The sequence below is a fragment of the Acinetobacter sp. YH01019 genome (assembly GCF_013420285.1).
In the GTDB taxonomy this organism is placed as follows: Bacteria; Pseudomonadota; Gammaproteobacteria; order Pseudomonadales; family Moraxellaceae; genus Acinetobacter; species Acinetobacter gandensis.
In genome coordinates this window covers 1-14,738 of record NZ_VOYM01000073.1, presented here as the reverse complement: position 1 = coordinate 14,738, position 14,738 = coordinate 1, and the positions used below count along the sequence as shown (strand labels likewise).

The following is a 14,738-nucleotide window of genomic DNA, read 5'->3' as shown; positions in this document are numbered from 1 at the left end:
GAGATGGTTTTCCCATTGTTTTCGGATATAGATCAAAAAAGTGGAATAGTCTGCATGGCCATCTTGCAGCTGGATTTTCTTTGCACCACCTTTGCTTGGCTCTTTGGGGTTATAGCGTTTGAAATATTGTTCGGCTGTCCGTTCAATACCGTCATTGGCTTTGAGAGAGAACATCAGGTGACAGTGGGGCTGATCTTCGCCACTGATGCGTGATTTTACGTTGTGTATGGCGTATGAGTGCGGATATTGCTGTGGGACTATGTGTTTGTCAAAAAACGTCTCTATGAGCGTTTTACGCTGTTCTGGCGTAAACTCATTCGGTAGGGCAATTTCATACTCCATGTAGGCCTTGGCATTGGCTCGTTCATAAGTATCAGCGGCTTGCCAAAATTCAATCGGATCTTTCACCCAGGACGGCATGCATTTGCCAAGTTCAACATGTTCCAGCACCTCATTAGTGTTTTTGCGAACTTGCTCATATTGCATTAGCCGGGCAATGTAGAGGTAATGGCCCATGGCATAACCTTTATTTTTGCTTTTCACACTGAAATGGTAGCTGGCCATGTTCACCTTTTTGTTGGTTTGGGACCGGTTTTTATGCAGTGAAACGGAATGAAAACCGTCCGGATTTGCAATGCCTCAATGGCTGAAAAATCCGGTTGAAGGGGGTCAAGGGGGAATCGCCCCATTGCGTACTAGTTTCTCCGATCAGGAGAAACTGTCAAGTGCGAATTATTTAAAATAAAAATAAAATTTCTTTTCAAGAAATTTTATTTTTATTTTAAATAATTATTTTCAGACTGCCCTCTTTAAATATGGTAAAACCATATTTAAAGAGGTTGCAGTTCTGAAAATTAGGCGGCAGATGATATGACCCAGGAAAAAGCAAAAAAGCGTGGTCGACCAGCTCAGTTACTTCAGAGAGCAGAGTTACATGCTTTCGTGGATTTTTTATTAGAGAACAATCGACGTACTGAATTACAGAATCAGGTCATTGATGCATTGGAGGCTGAAGACTTTAATTTTGAGATGTTGTCTGAAGCACAGAAAATATTAGTCAAAGAAGCATTAAAACCTTACAGAGAGCATCTGAAGCTTCAGCTGCTGTTTGATGAGCTGTCTAAAAATCCTAGACAGACTGAATATGAAGCTAAATTTATCGAGTTGTTTCATGCATACCAGGACAATCAACTGGGTGTTGCTGAACTGAATATTCTGAAGATGATGTGTACCCGATATCTGAATTTCAAAGCTCAAAAACTGCAATATGCTGATTTGGAGCTGTACTTGAGTCAGATCCAGAAAAAAGATGCAGGGAAAAAGCGTAAAGCTGAAAACAATCGAAAGTATCAGCTCGGTGGCGCTGTGATTGCTGCTTATAAAGAATTGGGTCTTAATATTGATACCTTGACACCAGATCAAGTTAGAAAAGCCATTGTAGGAAATAAGAGGATCATCAATAAGATCGAAAAATCTATAATATTTGAGCAGATTGATATGGATCTTGGTACTTTGTACTTCAGGTGGCCAATATTTCTGAAGGTCATTGATAAATTAGCAATGATTGAGTATGAGGGTGAAGTCGTTCCTGAGTATATAAAAGAAATTTATTTAGCTTTATCAGAGTGTAAGGCAGGAAAAAATAGTTAAAAATAATTAGATTAACAGAAGTTATCTTTAGTAATAAAAAGCCTGATATATCAGGCTTCTCAGTGATTGATTGGATTTAGATATCCATTTTCTTAAACAATAAGAAGGGTAAATTCCGAATAATCATGATGATGATTGCCAATTTGCCAGGTGTGTAGAATATTGCAATAAAAAACCCCGGTATCCTGCCAGGGTTTTATAGTGTTTATGCGGGTTTCAAGCCACAAAAGACTAAAGACGATTCATAACTCAATAGTCAAAGTTGAAGAAGTGTTCTGGGAAACAAGAAAGGAAGGCTTTTTGAATGTCGCTGTATTCACCTTCTGGATGTTCCTCTAGATAACGTCGAGTCCAAATGACTGTTGCTTCATAGTCGTTAAAGCTCGGGTCGAGTTGTAAAAAAATCCAGAGTTCATGTGCTTTTTGAATGAAAAAGTCATTGATGATCATGAGGGCAATTTTCTTTTCAGCGTTTGAATTAGGGTATGAGTACATAGTATGTCTCCTATAGAGATGATAAATAGTTTCGTTGATAAACTATTTATAACACATAAAATAATGTGTTTAACACATAATTTTATGTGTTTTTATGTAAATATAACCCTATGCTATAATCTCAAAACACGATTTCTATAAATTTAATCAAATGCCATATACTGAATTTCAACGTCTTATCGGTAAAGCAGGGCTTTCAATTAAGGAATTTGCTGCCTTATTGGATATGAAACCCAATTCGATTACGAATTACAGTAAACAAGGTGTGGTTCCTACACATATCGCTGTAATCGTTGCGTTGATTTCTACGATGAAAGATGAGGGATTAGATTTCTATCCAATTTTTGAAAAAATTAAGTCGTATTCAAAAGAGTAAAACTCTCATTTTTTGATAGCTGTAAGCTTTTTAGTAGAGATTGATGACGTAAAAAATGCCTGAACTTCAGGCATTTTTTTATTTTGAGGTACTTATAAACCTCAATAGAACTTTTCAATAAAGTTTCGATTTTTGAGAACCAGGATGTTCATCAAAGTACCTTACGTTCTGAGATCTTAGGACGGGCAATCGTTAAACCGGACATTTCTACTTGGGGCTTACACCTGAATTTCGTATATGAGATTTTATGTTAAGTAGCCATTTTAGTGCTACTTCATTCACGTAGAGAGAGCACAACCTTCATTGGAGGAGATGCTTCACTACACTTAAAAGAGAGTTAGAATTGAAATATAAAAGCAAAAAGCATAAACATACCAATAGCTGAAACTAAAGACATGAATACAAAACCGATAAATGTAATGAAGTCAGTAGGAGGTAATAATCCATATCCTGTATAGAAACCAATTATCAGAGCTAAGATTAAAAAGAACTGAGCAGTAAATCGTTTACTATCTTCTCTTTGTTTATTTGATCTTTCAAACTGATCAAGCATTTTTTTATGATCTTCTTTATTCATAATAATCTGCATATAAATTATATAGGTATATCATACTGTATTCATTAGCCACACCCCAAAGTAACGTCATGGCAGCCAAAATTCTCAATCTAAAATCAATGGTTTAGAAGCCACGAAATATCATCTTAGCCACGATTAAAACAAGTCTTAGATTTATACGTGCCATTAAAATATTATAACGTGTAGCAATACTATACGTTTTAGTGTAAAGTTTTACTATACACAGGAATAGTATTGTGATTGTAGATTTTAAACACAAAGGATTGGAAAGGTTTTTTAACACAGGTTCTATTTCAGGTATTCAGGCAAAACATTCAACTAAATTACAAAGACAGTTAACGGCATTGAATGAAGCGCAAAGTATAGAAGAAATGAATTTCCCTGGGTGGAAACTGCATCCGTTGAAAGGCAATTTAAAAGATCATTGGGCAATTACTGTTAATGCAAATTGGCGTATGACTTTTACTTTTAAAAATGGCAATGCTCATATCGTTGACTATCAGGATTATCATTGAGGTGAATTATGACAATGTATAACCCAGCACATGCAGGAGAATTGGTTTCTGAATGGTTAGATGGTTTAAAAGAGGAAGGACAAACCATCACTGTTACTGAACTTGCAGATCGGATAAAAGTAACTAGAACTTTGTTGTCTAGAATTATTCATGGTAAAGCTCCCGTGAGCGCAGATATAGCTTTGCGTCTACATGATGCTTTGGGTATCAGTGCCGATCTTTTAATGCGTGTTCAATCCAAACATTCTCTATGGGTCGAATCTCAGAAGCAGCGACCTGAAATTAAGCCATTTTTTATAAGCTGCTAATTTTAGATTTGATTTTAAAAGAGGACTCCTGTCCTCTTTTTTCTGTCTATTATTATTTTCTATAAGAGATTTTATGTTAAATAAACAATTTATCTATGCGAAATTTCATTGTTTTTTTTGCCTAAGTTCACTAACAGTTTTTAAAATTTGCAATGAAATTCCTATTGATGAACCTGAAGGAACTTTTAATTCAGAATTATTTGATTGATGCGCTGGAGTTATTGCACGTTGTGTTAACACTCCTAAAGCAATGCCTTCTTCATTGACAATAGGTCCTCCACTCGCACCACTATGCATACCATTGTCTATATAAAAAACGTCTGTTTCTATTTTTATATTTTGGGAGTTATCATCAGCAAAAATACGACGAATATTCCCAACATAACCTTGCTTAATTATTGAGCCTGTCATATCTGCTAAATAACCTTCCTCTCTAATTGCTTTGATAAACTTATCTGCACCAAATGATTCTGGATCGATAATTTTTTCAAGAGAAAATGGGATATTAAGTTCATCTGAATAGCCTGCAATAAACACTCTTTGACCTAAATCTACTGAATTAATACTTGCTGGTAGAAATGGAAATTTGAATATCTGTTCTACTTTTGGTCGTAATACAGCTATATCTAGTTGTATTATTTCCTTAAAAGATGGGACGTTAATCCCAAAAGAACAAAAACATACTGCATATTCAACTAAGGGAAGTTCGGGAAATTTTATAAGAATTCTTTGTTGTGGATGCCTATAATCTTCTTCTTTTATAGGCATCCTACCAGTTACTACATGTGCAGCGGTTATAACCTCACCTATATTAGTAAAGCTAAAACAGGTGCCTTCACTTATGATTTCATCACCCTCAAAAACCGTCACATATCCACAGCAGCTTTGGATTTTTTCATATAAATCTTTAAACATAGTTCTGATCTATTTTTAGCTTAAAATAAGATATTTATGTTCAGTATTAAGCATAAATTTTAAAATTATTATATAGTTAAGTGAACTAAAACTTAATATGAGAGATAATAATGTTACCAACACATGTAATTCAAGAATGTACTAGCTGCCAAGTAGAAACTTCTCATATCAAGAATCTAGCACGCATAGATTTAATGAAATCAAACTTATCTATTGATCAACAAGCAACACGTTCAGATGAAATATTTGAAAAAAAAGAAATTTTTTATTTTGAATGTGATAACTGTAAGACTGTTAGCTTTAAAGCAAAATAATTTTGAGGTTTAGTTTAAATATAAAAAAGGAGCTATAGCTCCTTTTTTATTAATGATTTTTTAAGTCTTTTAACATTGCTTCACGTAGAATTTTATTCATGCGTGTCTGATAGCCTTTCCCTTGTGCTTTTAACCATGCCAGTACATCAGCATCAAGACGAACAGAGGTTTGTTGCTTCACTGGACGATAAAATTGCCCATGACGAATAGCATTACTCCAGTCCGTAATTTCAGGAATATCTGATAGATCTAGCTGATCGTCAGGAACCGCTCCCTTAGCAAGCAAGCGTTCAATTTCAGCATCTTGCTTGTTACCGAAATTTTCATTCAGCTCTTTGCGTGTATATCTAACCATGCTCATATTGATTTCGCTCCGCCTTAGTTACCTGTCTGGCACTAATGATTCGTATGATTTCACAGTCATCTTCATCAAAGATGGTGTGAGCTACTAGTAGCATTAGTACGCCTTTTACTTTTCCAATAGTTTGCCAACGTTCTTCACCATCGGTATGTCTGTCCTGGATTGAGATCCTCAGCGGATCTTCAAAAACAAGGCTTGCCGTTTCGAAAGAGACATCGTGCTTTTTCTGATTCTTTCGATTCTTTGCCTCATCCCATTCGAAATACTGTTCCATAAAAAACATTCAAATTTGTATATACAATAATGTATCACAAAATTGTATCACTCAACATGATTGGTGTAATTTTTAGTCAAAATTATTGGCAAAACATTCCAAAACTGCTCATAAAAAAGCCGACTTGTTTCCAAGCCGGCTTTTCGACATCATCGAGCACATTATTTATAGCATAAGTTTTTGATTTTTATAAATTTCAATGTATGCATTTCGTATAACGCCCATTATGTTAAATGGGTGGATTATTTTCATTAATGATCCCAAAAGCTTTTCTCCATGCCTGAGGGCTGGTGCCATATTTTTCACGAAAATTTTTTCTAAATGACACGGTATTATTAAAACCTGAAAGCTCGGTTATCTTTTCGATAGACAAGTTTGTCGTTTCTAAAAGTTCACAACTTAATCTGATTCTTTCAGTATTCAGCCAATCGACTAGGGTCATGCCTGTCGCTTTCTTAAAATGCCGTGTGAACGTCCTGCGTGTCATATGTGTCCGTTCAGCGAGGCTTTCAATATTATGTTGTAAAGCTAAATTCTTTCTTAAAAAATCAAGTAATACATTAATTTGTGCATCTTGGCTCGATTCTGCGACTGGCTGTTCAATAAACTGAGCTTGCCCACCTTCACGGTGAGGCGGGATCACCATTACTCTAGAGACTTTATTCGCAATTCGTGCATTATAGATTTCACGTACCAAGTACAAGCAGCAGTCTAACGCTGCGCCTGTTCCAGCAGAGGTTACGATCCTTTGGTCCTCTACATACAGGGCGTCATTATCAAGCTGAACCTGTGGAAATCGTTCACTAAAATCTTGTTCAGCCATCCAGTGCGTAGCTGCTTTTTTATGGTCAAGCAGCCCTGCATATGCCAATGCATAAGTTCCATAGCATAACCCTACAATTCTAATTCCAGTCTGATATGCACAATTTAGGGCATTGATAAGTACTTCTTCAGGCTCATGATTAAAATCATCCCATCCAGGAATAATAATAAGATCCGACTCTTTAATGAGTTCGATCCCCCCATCAGGGATAATCATCATAGACTGTTCTGTTTTTACGGGTTGGCCATCTATAGAAAAAATTTTCAGATCAAATAAGCGTTTATCTTCAATCCTGATATTGAAAATGATATGGGGGATAGAGAAGTGAAATGGATTTATATTGGGATAAACGAACAATCCAATCACTGGTATAGCCATTCGGTCTACCTCTCTAAAATAATAAATATAGCATGTTGTCCCAATAGTTTCGATGATTGTCCTTAAAGACAATTTTATTGCTTAATTTTTCCTATCATGATTCGAGTATGACTAAATGATTGGATCTGGAACATGAATAAAATTTTAAGTAGCTCTGTTATTGCACTCTCTCTGGCAATGGCTTCAGTCCATTTATATGCGAATGATAAGGTGGTTCAGCGAGATACTTCTAAAGTTACGCATATACAAGAAATTCGCAATGCAACGATTAAAGTAACCTATGCTGATACGACTTTTTTAATTGACCCAATGTTTGCTAAAAAAGGATTCTATGAAGGTTTTCCTGATACTCATCGTAGCTATTTACGGAACCCATTAGTCGATTTGCCTATCAAGCCCGAAACGATTTTAGAAGGTGTAGATGCGGTAATCGTGACCCATACCCATTTAGATCATTGGGATGATGCAGCACAAGCGACTATTCCGAAAAACATGCCGTTGTTTGTACAGAATAAAGAAGACCAGAAAATCATTCAGTCACAAGGCTTCAAAGATGTTCGTGTATTAACTCAAGCGACCTTTGAAGGGATTAAGCTCACTAAAACTGGTGGTCAACACGGTACTAATGCCATGTACCGTATTCCTAAGCTTAAAGCTGGATTAGGTGAAGCAATGGGTGTGGTATTTGAAGCTGCTGGCCATGAAACTGTTTATGTGGCAGGAGATACCATCTGGCGTTCTGAAGTTGATCAAGCGATTCAAACATTTAAACCTGATGTGATTGTCTTAAATACAGGTAACGCCTTGGTTGATGGCTTTAAAGAATCCATTATTATGGGCAAAGAAGATACTTATCGTGCAACTCAGAAAACACCAAATGCTAAAGTGGTTGCTGTTCACATGGATGCAATTAACCACATGTCAGTAACACGTGCTGAGCTTGCAGAGTACGTAAAAGACAAAGGGATTCAAGATAAGGTTTTAATTCCTATTGATGGTGAAACGCTTTCTTTCTAAAGAAACTTAAAGAAGTGGAATACTTCCACTTCTTTAAAATCCTAAGCAGAACAAAACAAATATTAGTTAAGTAAAGGAATAGATATGTCAAAATCAGCTTTATTAGTTATCGACTTACAAAATGAATATCTACCTACAGGTAAATTACCATTGGTAAATATTGAACAAGCTGCTGCTAATGCAGTGAAAGTAATTGCGAAGGCCCGTAAACAGGGTACTCAAGTGATTCATGTCCAACATATTGCTGATGCTGAATCTCCTATATTTGAACCTAGCTCAAATGGTATTGAATTTCAGGACACAGTTAAGCCGCAAGAAGATGAATCTGTGATCATTAAAAATCACATCAATGCGTTCTTAAACACGAATCTCAAAGAAATTTTAGATAGCAATCAAGTGACTGAGTTAGTCGTGATTGGTGCTATGAGCCATATGTGTGTTGATGCTGCTGTTCGTGCTGCTTCTGATTTTGGTTATAAGGTAAAAGTTATTCATGATGCTTGTGCAACACTAGACTTGGAATTTAATGGCGTTAAAGTACCTGCTGGTCATGTCCATGCAACATTAATGGCCGCTTTTGAATTTGCATATGCTCAAGTGATATCAACTGAAGATTATGTTAGTTAAAGATTAAGATTTTCTAAAATTAACATAATACACCTTATACGAAATAAAAATGGGAGCCTTAAGCTCCCATTTTTTAAGTAATTTTTTCAAATAAGGCTTGGGTGAGCATCTAAAATTCGAATCAATGTAGCTGCTGGTCCAGTTGGATAGCGTCGTCCCTGTTCCCAATTTTGCAGGGTACGGGGGCTAATATGTAGACGTGCAGCAAATTCATTTTGGCTCAAGCCAGTTTTTTCACGTACTTCTTTAATATCAGGCAATTCGAGTTCTGTAACTCGGCTTGCTTTAACTTCTTTACGTTTGATAGCTCCAGCTTCTTTGATTGAAGCAACCAAGTCATCAAATAAGTTGTTATCCATGAAATTGCTCCTTCACGAGTTGGCGCAGAATGGCGGTTTCCTTATCTGTTAAATTATCTTTTACTGATTTTGGATAAGCCACTAAGAAAAAGATCTGATCATCCTCGGTGACCCAATAATAAATCACCCGTATCCCACCACTTTTCCCTTTGTTACCTTGAGCACAACGTACTTTGCGAATACCACCGCCATTCTTGATTAGGTCACCTCTATCAGGCTGTACCAAAAGATCTTGCTGAAGTTGACGATATTCCTCATCAGATACAAGGTCTTTAATTTGCTTGGTAAAGATGCTGGTTTCAATAAATAACATGGACTCTTTATACGTCAATGGCGTATTTGAATTTTAGCAGTTTCCATAACAAAAAACGAGAGCTGGTAGCTCTCGTTTCGCATAACCACCATTATCTTAAATAAATCTTATATAGATATGAAATTTTAATATAAAAAAACTAGTTAATTGATAGTTTTCCAAGCAAAGACTTTATTCTATTTCTTTTATAATCAATATTTCTCAGAATTTTTATGAAAATTTTAGATGGCGGATTCGGACGCGAACTTGCACGTAGAGGTGCTCCCTTTAGACAACCAGAATGGTCTGCTCTGGCACTAACAGAGGCACCAGAAATTGTAAAAGAAGTACATTTGGACTTCATTCGTGCTGGTGCACAAGTCATTACCACCAATAATTATGCTGTGGTACCATTTCATATTGGTCAGGAACGTTTTGATCGTGAAGTAACGGAACTTGTAAAAATTGCCACCAATCAAGCCAAACTCGCGGTCCAAGAAAGTGGCCAACCTATTCAAATTGCAGGCTGTCTACCACCTTTATTCGGTTCTTATCGCGCAGATCTGTTTGATCAATCTAAGGCCGAAGCTTTAGCAAAACCAATTATTGGAGCACTCTCTCCAGACGTTGACTTTTGGCTTGCAGAAACACAATCTTGCCTCGCAGAAGTAAGAACGATTCATCAGTTACTACCAAAAGACGGACGTGAATTTTGGGTATCATTTACCTTGCAAGACGAACAAGCTCTAACTAAAGCAAAATTACGTTCTGGTGAAAATATCCAACAAGCTGCTCAGCTTGTACATGAACTCGGTGCAAATGCAATTTTATTTAATTGCTGTCAGCCAGAAGTCATTCTAAATGCAATCAAAGAAATCCGTAGCCTACTTCCGTCTGGTGTCAAAATTGGTGCTTATGCAAATGCCTTTCCACCACAAAACAGTGAAGCAACAGCCAATGATGGTTTGGATGAAGTTCGTAAAGATCTAGATCCAGATGCTTATCTAACATTTGCAAAACAGTGGCAACACGCTGGTGCATCCATGATTGGTGGCTGCTGTGGCATAGGTCCTGAACACATTCAGAAACTTTCTCAGTTTTTTCAAGAATAATTTTTATGTCAACTTCTAAAATTGGCTTGCTATCCTTAACCGCACTCGTGTTTAGCTCTATGGTCGGTTCTGGTGTGTTTAGTTTGCCACAAAATATGGCTGCTGTAGCCAATGGATCAGCCTTGCTTTTTGCATGGCTGATTACAGGCATTGGTATTATTTTTTTGGCCTTCTCCCTGCTTTATTTAACACGGCAACGACCAGATCTTGACGGTGGAATTTATAACTACGCCCGTGAAGGATTTGGTGATCTGATTGGTTTTTGTTCCGCTTGGGGTTACTGGTTATGTACCACTATCGGCATTGTCGGTTATGTCGTCATCGCATTTTCAGCCGTAGGTATGTTTACAGATACACCTGAACACATCTACTTTGGCGAAGGCAATACACTTTACGCTCTAATTGGTTCATCTCTATTTGTCTGGCTCGTCCATTGGTTGGTCAGCCGTGGTATCAAAGAAGCCGCACTGGTCAATCTTATGGCAACCATTGCCAAGATTATTCCATTGGTTATTTTTATTATTTTTTCATTTGTCGCATTTAAACTCGAATTATTCAAACTGAATTTCTTGGATACTTCACTTCAAATGCCCGTATGGCAACAAGTACGTGATGTCATGCTGATTACACTCTGGGTATTTACAGGAATTGAAGGTGCGGTTGTACTTTCCTCTCGTGCTAAAAAGCGAAATGACATTGGAAAAGCAACGCTGCTTGGTGTATTGCTGGCACTGGCTTTTTATGTGATGGTGACAGTACTGGCTTATGGCATAAATATCCGTAGTGAAATCGCAGGTATGCATAATCCATCAATGGCAACTATTTTAGGGCAATTGATCGGTATTCCTGGTACTTTCGTGATTACACTTGGTCTGATTATTTCTGTTTCATCTTCATATTTAAGCTGGACACTTTTTGCAACAGAGATTCCTTATCTAGCTGCAAAAAATGGGGCTTTCCCAAAAATATTTTTGAAAACTAACCAAAATAGTGTGCCAATTGCCTCTCTATGGCTAACGTCTATTGTCGTACAACTATCATTGATTGCCGTTTGTTTTTTCAATAAAAATTACACACAATTATTGTTAATTTCATCAGTTATGATCTTATTGCCATACTTTTTAGTTTCTGCTTTTTACTTAAAAGAATCGATTCGCAATAAACGGACAAAACATATTGTCATTGCAAGTATTGCAACAATGTATGCAGTCTGGTTGTTGTATGCTGCTGGATTTTCATTACTTCTGTTATCTGGTATTTTTTATGCATTAGGATTATTGATTTTTTTCTACAGCCGTTTCTCCTTAAAACGTTCAATCTCAAGTCTTGATAAATAACTTAAATGAAGATGATTTATAAATTTTCTAAATTAACATAATACACCTTATACGAAATACGTTATAATTCCACTTAGAAATCAATGCTGTAGTTTCTAGTTTATAGCCCATCTTCCCCAAGGTGGGCTTTTTTTATGATTTTTCACGTTCCACGCTTAATAAGTGAGCAATGTTCCACGGCTTTGATAAGCCCAGATGAACAATCAGATCAGCCATACGGCTTAAAGAATCGGCTCCAAAAGCCCCTTTTCTTTGGCTCTGGTTCTACATGCTCTGGAACTGGAATGCGTTTTTCTATTTGATTACTAGTAGTAGTCAATCCGTCATATTTATTCTTTTGTACAGTTAATTCATGCTCTACTTGAGGTGGATTAGATTGCGTTGTTGAAGGATCTTGCGTTGGATATACCTTTGTTGGCTTCATTTCAATTAGAGTCAATAATGTATCAATACGAGAATTTGCTTTAGCCTCCCTATCTTCTGCTTTTTCCAACTGTTTCTTTAGAAAATCGATCTGATTTTTTAATTGATTAACTGTATCGTCTGTGTATTCAGGTGTATTAATGGTTTGTCTTGGAGACGTTTCGATGTGTTTTGAGTGTTTTCCACCGAAAGGCTCTCCATATATACGGAGGAGTTCTGAAAAGTCGATAGAACCATCATGATCACGACTTAATATCCCATTTTTTATATCTTTATAAAGAGTAGCTCTAGATTTTTTATACAGTGTTGCAGCATCACTAACACTGTATTTTGTACTTGTTTTCATAGTGTATTACTGTGTATTCACGATACGTATTGGAGAATACAATAAGTGTATTCTCCAATACACTCAAGGTTTAAAGCCTAAGTTTTTTAGATGAGGTAAAAACTGCTTTTGCTGTTTTGGATCTCTCAACATATCTTTAATTGTTACAGCTAAATCCTCATAGCTTTCACCTTGCAGTGCTAGATGTGATAGTTCATGTAAACGAGAAAGTTGATTTCCAAACATATTAATTTGAGCATCTGTTAGTTTATAAAATTCTTTAGGTACATCTGTATTCTGATGACTAATACTCTTAGCCTTTTCTTTAAATGAAAAAATAATACTAGTAACTTTACGACCAGTCTTTTTCTGTTCATAAGTGACATTTAAAGGACTGTATTCGTTTATTTGGTCTATAGCAGTATCAATTACTCGTTTCTTGAAATCTGCGAATAAAGGGTACTTTTTACCAAGCTCTAACATTGTCCGTAAATTCTCAACTGAAATTTCACGTTTACCTATTTGTCGATATTGAACAAGTAGCTCATAAATACGAATACCGTACCCACTATTGATCCCAGCGATGTCTGATAGGGCATATTTGGTGAATTCTCTACTTAAATTAGAGATGAAAGGCAGAATTGGTTTTGAAAAACGAATCCCAATGACACTTTGACTATCTAGAAATTGGATTTCTTGTACCCATCGCATTTTTATAGATTTGTCATCAATACTGAGGTTAATAGATCTTTCATAGAGTCTATTAATACCTTCCTTTAAATCTCTGTATGCTGTTTTTTCATGTACACCTAATTGCTTTAACTCACTGATACTAACAGGATATAGCTCGTCATCTGTAATAGGCTGATTTTTTGGAATACGTGAAATGGCAGCTAAGACAATTCGTTGTTCTACGGCACTTAATTGATATGATGCTTCTATTACTTGATTTGATTTTACAACGTGATTTTTATTCAAAACAAAACCATTGATTTTTTAATATATGACAATTATATACTTGTCATAGTTAGTAGTCAATCCGTCATAGTTAAGTAGTCAATCCGTCATAGTTAGTAGTCAATCCGTCATAGTTAGTAGTCAATCCGTCATATTTAAACTTTGAAACCTTTACTGCATAAGGCATACAGAGGACTGAAAAGATTTAAAAGATTTAAAATATATTAAAAAGGATAAGAATGAAAAATTGCCCTATGTTTTCGCTACGCTCAAACTCTATTGAACTTCGCTTACGCTCAGTTCGAAGGGGCAATTTTTTGGTTAATCCCGTAATAACTTCAAAAAAAGAAAAAGCAACTCGGAATTCGCTTCGCTCATCAATTTTTTTATGCTCGCTTCGCTCGACCTAGAAGCAAATTAAATCTGTTCGCACCCTTCGGGATGCTCTATATCTCAGTCTGAGCAGTAAAGGGGAGCTTGTAATCAGGGAAAAAGCATGGCGAAAATTTTAATTGAGTCTGTTCGCTCGTAGACACTCGCTCTGTAAGGCCTGAATAAAGCCAGATAATTTTAAAAACCTGGACCACCGTAATCATAATCATCAGTTTTAGGTTGTACTGGTTCTGATTGAGTAAGTTTGGGAGGCGTATTTTGTATCGGTAATACGGATTCAGGTCGGGAATGTACCTCAAACTCAAAACATGGGGTGCCGTTACGTCGTGAATCTTCGAGTGTTTCATTCATTTCGTGGATGGACCAACCTTCTTTTTGAAGTATAGGACCTTGGTTTTTTATAATTTCATTCAAATCATTTTTTAGTGTGTCCTTATTTTTTGCATTCTTGATTAAGTAATTCAGGTAATACATCACTTCCAATGATGAAAATGGATGGTTTTCAGCACTATAAAAATATTCATGTTGTTGATCTAATTGCTTTTGGCGTTCTTCGAGTTCTCGTTCTTGCTGGTTGTGTTCTCGGATTTTTTGGATTTGGGCGAGATATTCCGCTGTCGCATTTTGTTGGCCAACGCCTAGTTTTGGCTCTGGAAGGTATAGCGTGCTGTGGATCTCGTTATATTTTTCATAGCTGTCTGCTGAAACCTGATTTTTGATGGTGATGTCTTGGCCATCCAGTGTGTAGGTGACGGTCGGGCAGTGCTGTGCAAGGGCATCATTGAGATGGTTTTCCCATTGTTTTCGGATATAGATCAAAAAAGTGGAATAGTCTGCATGGCCATCTTGCAGCTGGATTTTCTTTGCACCACCTTTGCTTGGCTCTTTGGGGTTATAGCGTTTGAAATAT

20 protein-coding genes and 1 pseudogene are annotated in these 14,738 nt (G+C 36.5%); 9 read left to right on the top strand and 12 right to left on the bottom strand.

What is annotated here, in order from left to right:
- Nucleotides 1–564 (bottom strand): MobA/MobL family protein (locus FTT84_RS14385; protein ID WP_180191842.1); only part of this gene is annotated, 564 nt, incomplete at its 3' end.
- 306 nt (nt 565–870) lie between these two features.
- On the opposite strand from FTT84_RS14385, the gene FTT84_RS14380 reads away from it, so the two are divergent.
- Nucleotides 871–1,650 (top strand): hypothetical protein, encoded by a 780-nt coding sequence (locus FTT84_RS14380; protein ID WP_004728463.1) that lies wholly within the window; start codon nt 871–873, stop codon nt 1,648–1,650.
- 249 nt (nt 1,651–1,899) lie between these two features.
- Here the strand turns inward: FTT84_RS14380 and FTT84_RS14375 are convergent, their stop codons facing one another.
- Nucleotides 1,900–2,145: a hypothetical protein gene (locus FTT84_RS14375; protein WP_004728465.1), complete on the bottom strand. Its 246-nt coding sequence runs from the start codon at nt 2,143–2,145 to the stop codon at nt 1,900–1,902.
- Between the two features lie 151 nt (nt 2,146–2,296).
- Here FTT84_RS14375 and FTT84_RS14370 point away from each other — a divergent pair, with 151 nt between their 5' ends.
- Nucleotides 2,297–2,521: a hypothetical protein gene (locus tag FTT84_RS14370; protein ID WP_004728467.1), complete on the top strand. Its 225-nt coding sequence runs from the start codon at nt 2,297–2,299 to the stop codon at nt 2,519–2,521.
- A 337-nt stretch (nt 2,522–2,858) separates the two neighbouring features.
- Here the strand turns inward: FTT84_RS14370 and FTT84_RS14365 are convergent, their stop codons facing one another.
- Nucleotides 2,859–3,098, bottom strand: a complete 240-nt coding sequence (locus FTT84_RS14365) for a hypothetical protein (protein WP_159373095.1) — start codon at nt 3,096–3,098, stop codon at nt 2,859–2,861.
- A gap of 236 nt (nt 3,099–3,334) precedes the next feature.
- On the opposite strand from FTT84_RS14365, the gene FTT84_RS14360 reads away from it, so the two are divergent.
- Together FTT84_RS14360 and FTT84_RS14355 are read left to right on the top strand one after the other, a co-directional pair.
- Nucleotides 3,335–3,613, top strand: a complete 279-nt coding sequence (locus FTT84_RS14360) for a type II toxin-antitoxin system RelE/ParE family toxin (RefSeq protein WP_180081548.1) — start codon at nt 3,335–3,337, stop codon at nt 3,611–3,613.
- 8 nt (nt 3,614–3,621) lie between these two features.
- Complete coding sequence (locus FTT84_RS14355; protein ID WP_218949774.1) at nt 3,622–3,921, top strand: HigA family addiction module antitoxin; 300 nt, start codon at nt 3,622–3,624, stop codon at nt 3,919–3,921.
- Nucleotides 3,922–4,026: 105 nt separating this feature from the next.
- On the opposite strand, the gene FTT84_RS14350 is transcribed toward FTT84_RS14355, so the two are convergent.
- Nucleotides 4,027–4,836, bottom strand: coding sequence for a serine protease (locus FTT84_RS14350; RefSeq protein WP_180081549.1), 810 nt, complete (start codon nt 4,834–4,836; stop codon nt 4,027–4,029).
- Nucleotides 4,837–4,946: 110 nt separating this feature from the next.
- Between FTT84_RS14350 and FTT84_RS14345 the strand changes: the two genes are divergently transcribed.
- Nucleotides 4,947–5,150: a hypothetical protein gene (locus FTT84_RS14345; RefSeq protein WP_180081551.1), complete on the top strand. Its 204-nt coding sequence runs from the start codon at nt 4,947–4,949 to the stop codon at nt 5,148–5,150.
- Nucleotides 5,151–5,199: 49 nt separating this feature from the next.
- Here the strand turns inward: FTT84_RS14345 and FTT84_RS14340 are convergent, their stop codons facing one another.
- The 3 genes from FTT84_RS14340 to FTT84_RS14330 all read right to left on the bottom strand — a co-directional run bounded on the left by FTT84_RS14340 (nt 5,200) and on the right by FTT84_RS14330 (nt 6,986).
- Nucleotides 5,200–5,511 (bottom strand): BrnA antitoxin family protein, encoded by a 312-nt coding sequence (locus FTT84_RS14340; protein ID WP_180081552.1) that lies wholly within the window; start codon nt 5,509–5,511, stop codon nt 5,200–5,202.
- Nucleotides 5,498–5,785 (bottom strand): BrnT family toxin, encoded by a 288-nt coding sequence (locus FTT84_RS14335; RefSeq protein WP_151204772.1) that lies wholly within the window; start codon nt 5,783–5,785, stop codon nt 5,498–5,500. Before FTT84_RS14335 ends, FTT84_RS14340 begins: the two co-directional genes overlap by 14 nt.
- A gap of 229 nt (nt 5,786–6,014) precedes the next feature.
- On the bottom strand, nt 6,015–6,986 hold the full coding sequence (locus FTT84_RS14330; RefSeq protein WP_004733159.1) for a GlxA family transcriptional regulator: 972 nt from the start codon (nt 6,984–6,986) through the stop codon (nt 6,015–6,017).
- Between the two features lie 132 nt (nt 6,987–7,118).
- Here FTT84_RS14330 and FTT84_RS14325 point away from each other — a divergent pair, with 132 nt between their 5' ends.
- Together FTT84_RS14325 and FTT84_RS14320 are read left to right on the top strand one after the other, a co-directional pair.
- On the top strand, nt 7,119–8,003 hold the full coding sequence (locus tag FTT84_RS14325) for an MBL fold metallo-hydrolase (protein ID WP_180081545.1): 885 nt from the start codon (nt 7,119–7,121) through the stop codon (nt 8,001–8,003).
- Between the two features lie 84 nt (nt 8,004–8,087).
- On the top strand, nt 8,088–8,630 hold the full coding sequence (locus tag FTT84_RS14320) for a cysteine hydrolase family protein (RefSeq protein WP_005176773.1): 543 nt from the start codon (nt 8,088–8,090) through the stop codon (nt 8,628–8,630).
- A gap of 86 nt (nt 8,631–8,716) precedes the next feature.
- Here the strand turns inward: FTT84_RS14320 and nadS are convergent, their stop codons facing one another.
- Complete coding sequence (nadS, locus tag FTT84_RS14315) at nt 8,717–8,989, bottom strand: NadS family protein (protein ID WP_000369781.1); 273 nt, start codon at nt 8,987–8,989, stop codon at nt 8,717–8,719.
- Nucleotides 8,982–9,302, bottom strand: a complete 321-nt coding sequence (locus FTT84_RS14310; protein ID WP_039253786.1) for a type II toxin-antitoxin system RelE/ParE family toxin — start codon at nt 9,300–9,302, stop codon at nt 8,982–8,984. Before FTT84_RS14310 ends, nadS begins: the two co-directional genes overlap by 8 nt.
- 212 nt (nt 9,303–9,514) lie before the next feature.
- Here FTT84_RS14310 and FTT84_RS14305 point away from each other — a divergent pair, with 212 nt between their 5' ends.
- Nucleotides 9,515–10,393 carry a homocysteine S-methyltransferase family protein gene (locus FTT84_RS14305; protein ID WP_151982604.1) on the top strand — a complete coding sequence of 293 codons (879 nt, stop codon included), beginning with the start codon at nt 9,515–9,517 and terminating at the stop codon, nt 10,391–10,393.
- A gap of 5 nt (nt 10,394–10,398) precedes the next feature.
- Entirely contained in the window at nt 10,399–11,730 is a 1,332-nt protein-coding gene (locus FTT84_RS14300) for a basic amino acid/polyamine antiporter (RefSeq protein ID WP_151982606.1), read from the top strand.
- A 208-nt stretch (nt 11,731–11,938) separates the two neighbouring features.
- Here the strand turns inward: FTT84_RS14300 and FTT84_RS14295 are convergent, their stop codons facing one another.
- The 3 genes and pseudogenes from FTT84_RS14295 to FTT84_RS14285 all read right to left on the bottom strand — a co-directional run.
- Nucleotides 11,939–12,499 (bottom strand): plasmid replication DNA-binding protein, encoded by a 561-nt coding sequence (locus tag FTT84_RS14295; RefSeq protein ID WP_180081546.1) that lies wholly within the window; start codon nt 12,497–12,499, stop codon nt 11,939–11,941.
- Between the two features lie 63 nt (nt 12,500–12,562).
- Nucleotides 12,563–13,456 (bottom strand): replication initiation protein RepM, encoded by an 894-nt coding sequence (gene repM / locus FTT84_RS14290; protein WP_092692898.1) that lies wholly within the window; start codon nt 13,454–13,456, stop codon nt 12,563–12,565.
- Between the two features lie 549 nt (nt 13,457–14,005).
- Nucleotides 14,006–14,738: pseudogene (locus FTT84_RS14285) on the bottom strand (plasmid mobilization protein); the annotation flags it as partial.

Coding starts and splice junctions, on each gene's coding strand:
- FTT84_RS14325 (WP_180081545.1), top strand. CDS start 7,119: ATGAATAAAATTTTAAGTAGCTCTGTTATTGCACTCTCTCTGGCAATG.
- FTT84_RS14330 (WP_004733159.1), bottom strand. CDS start 6,986: ATGGCTATACCAGTGATTGGATTGTTCGTTTATCCCAATATAAATCCA.
- FTT84_RS14355 (WP_218949774.1), top strand. CDS start 3,622: ATGACAATGTATAACCCAGCACATGCAGGAGAATTGGTTTCTGAATGG.
- FTT84_RS14370 (WP_004728467.1), top strand. CDS start 2,297: ATGCCATATACTGAATTTCAACGTCTTATCGGTAAAGCAGGGCTTTCA.
- FTT84_RS14310 (WP_039253786.1), bottom strand. CDS start 9,302: ATGTTATTTATTGAAACCAGCATCTTTACCAAGCAAATTAAAGACCTT.
- FTT84_RS14300 (WP_151982606.1), top strand. CDS start 10,399: ATGTCAACTTCTAAAATTGGCTTGCTATCCTTAACCGCACTCGTGTTT.
- FTT84_RS14295 (WP_180081546.1), bottom strand. CDS start 12,499: ATGAAAACAAGTACAAAATACAGTGTTAGTGATGCTGCAACACTGTAT.
- FTT84_RS14350 (WP_180081549.1), bottom strand. CDS start 4,836: ATGTTTAAAGATTTATATGAAAAAATCCAAAGCTGCTGTGGATATGTG.
- nadS (WP_000369781.1), bottom strand. CDS start 8,989: ATGGATAACAACTTATTTGATGACTTGGTTGCTTCAATCAAAGAAGCT.
- FTT84_RS14365 (WP_159373095.1), bottom strand. CDS start 3,098: ATGAATAAAGAAGATCATAAAAAAATGCTTGATCAGTTTGAAAGATCA.
- FTT84_RS14375 (WP_004728465.1), bottom strand. CDS start 2,145: ATGTACTCATACCCTAATTCAAACGCTGAAAAGAAAATTGCCCTCATG.
- FTT84_RS14380 (WP_004728463.1), top strand. CDS start 871: ATGACCCAGGAAAAAGCAAAAAAGCGTGGTCGACCAGCTCAGTTACTT.
- FTT84_RS14305 (WP_151982604.1), top strand. CDS start 9,515: ATGAAAATTTTAGATGGCGGATTCGGACGCGAACTTGCACGTAGAGGT.
- FTT84_RS14340 (WP_180081552.1), bottom strand. CDS start 5,511: ATGAGCATGGTTAGATATACACGCAAAGAGCTGAATGAAAATTTCGGT.
- FTT84_RS14335 (WP_151204772.1), bottom strand. CDS start 5,785: ATGGAACAGTATTTCGAATGGGATGAGGCAAAGAATCGAAAGAATCAG.
- FTT84_RS14345 (WP_180081551.1), top strand. CDS start 4,947: ATGTTACCAACACATGTAATTCAAGAATGTACTAGCTGCCAAGTAGAA.
- FTT84_RS14320 (WP_005176773.1), top strand. CDS start 8,088: ATGTCAAAATCAGCTTTATTAGTTATCGACTTACAAAATGAATATCTA.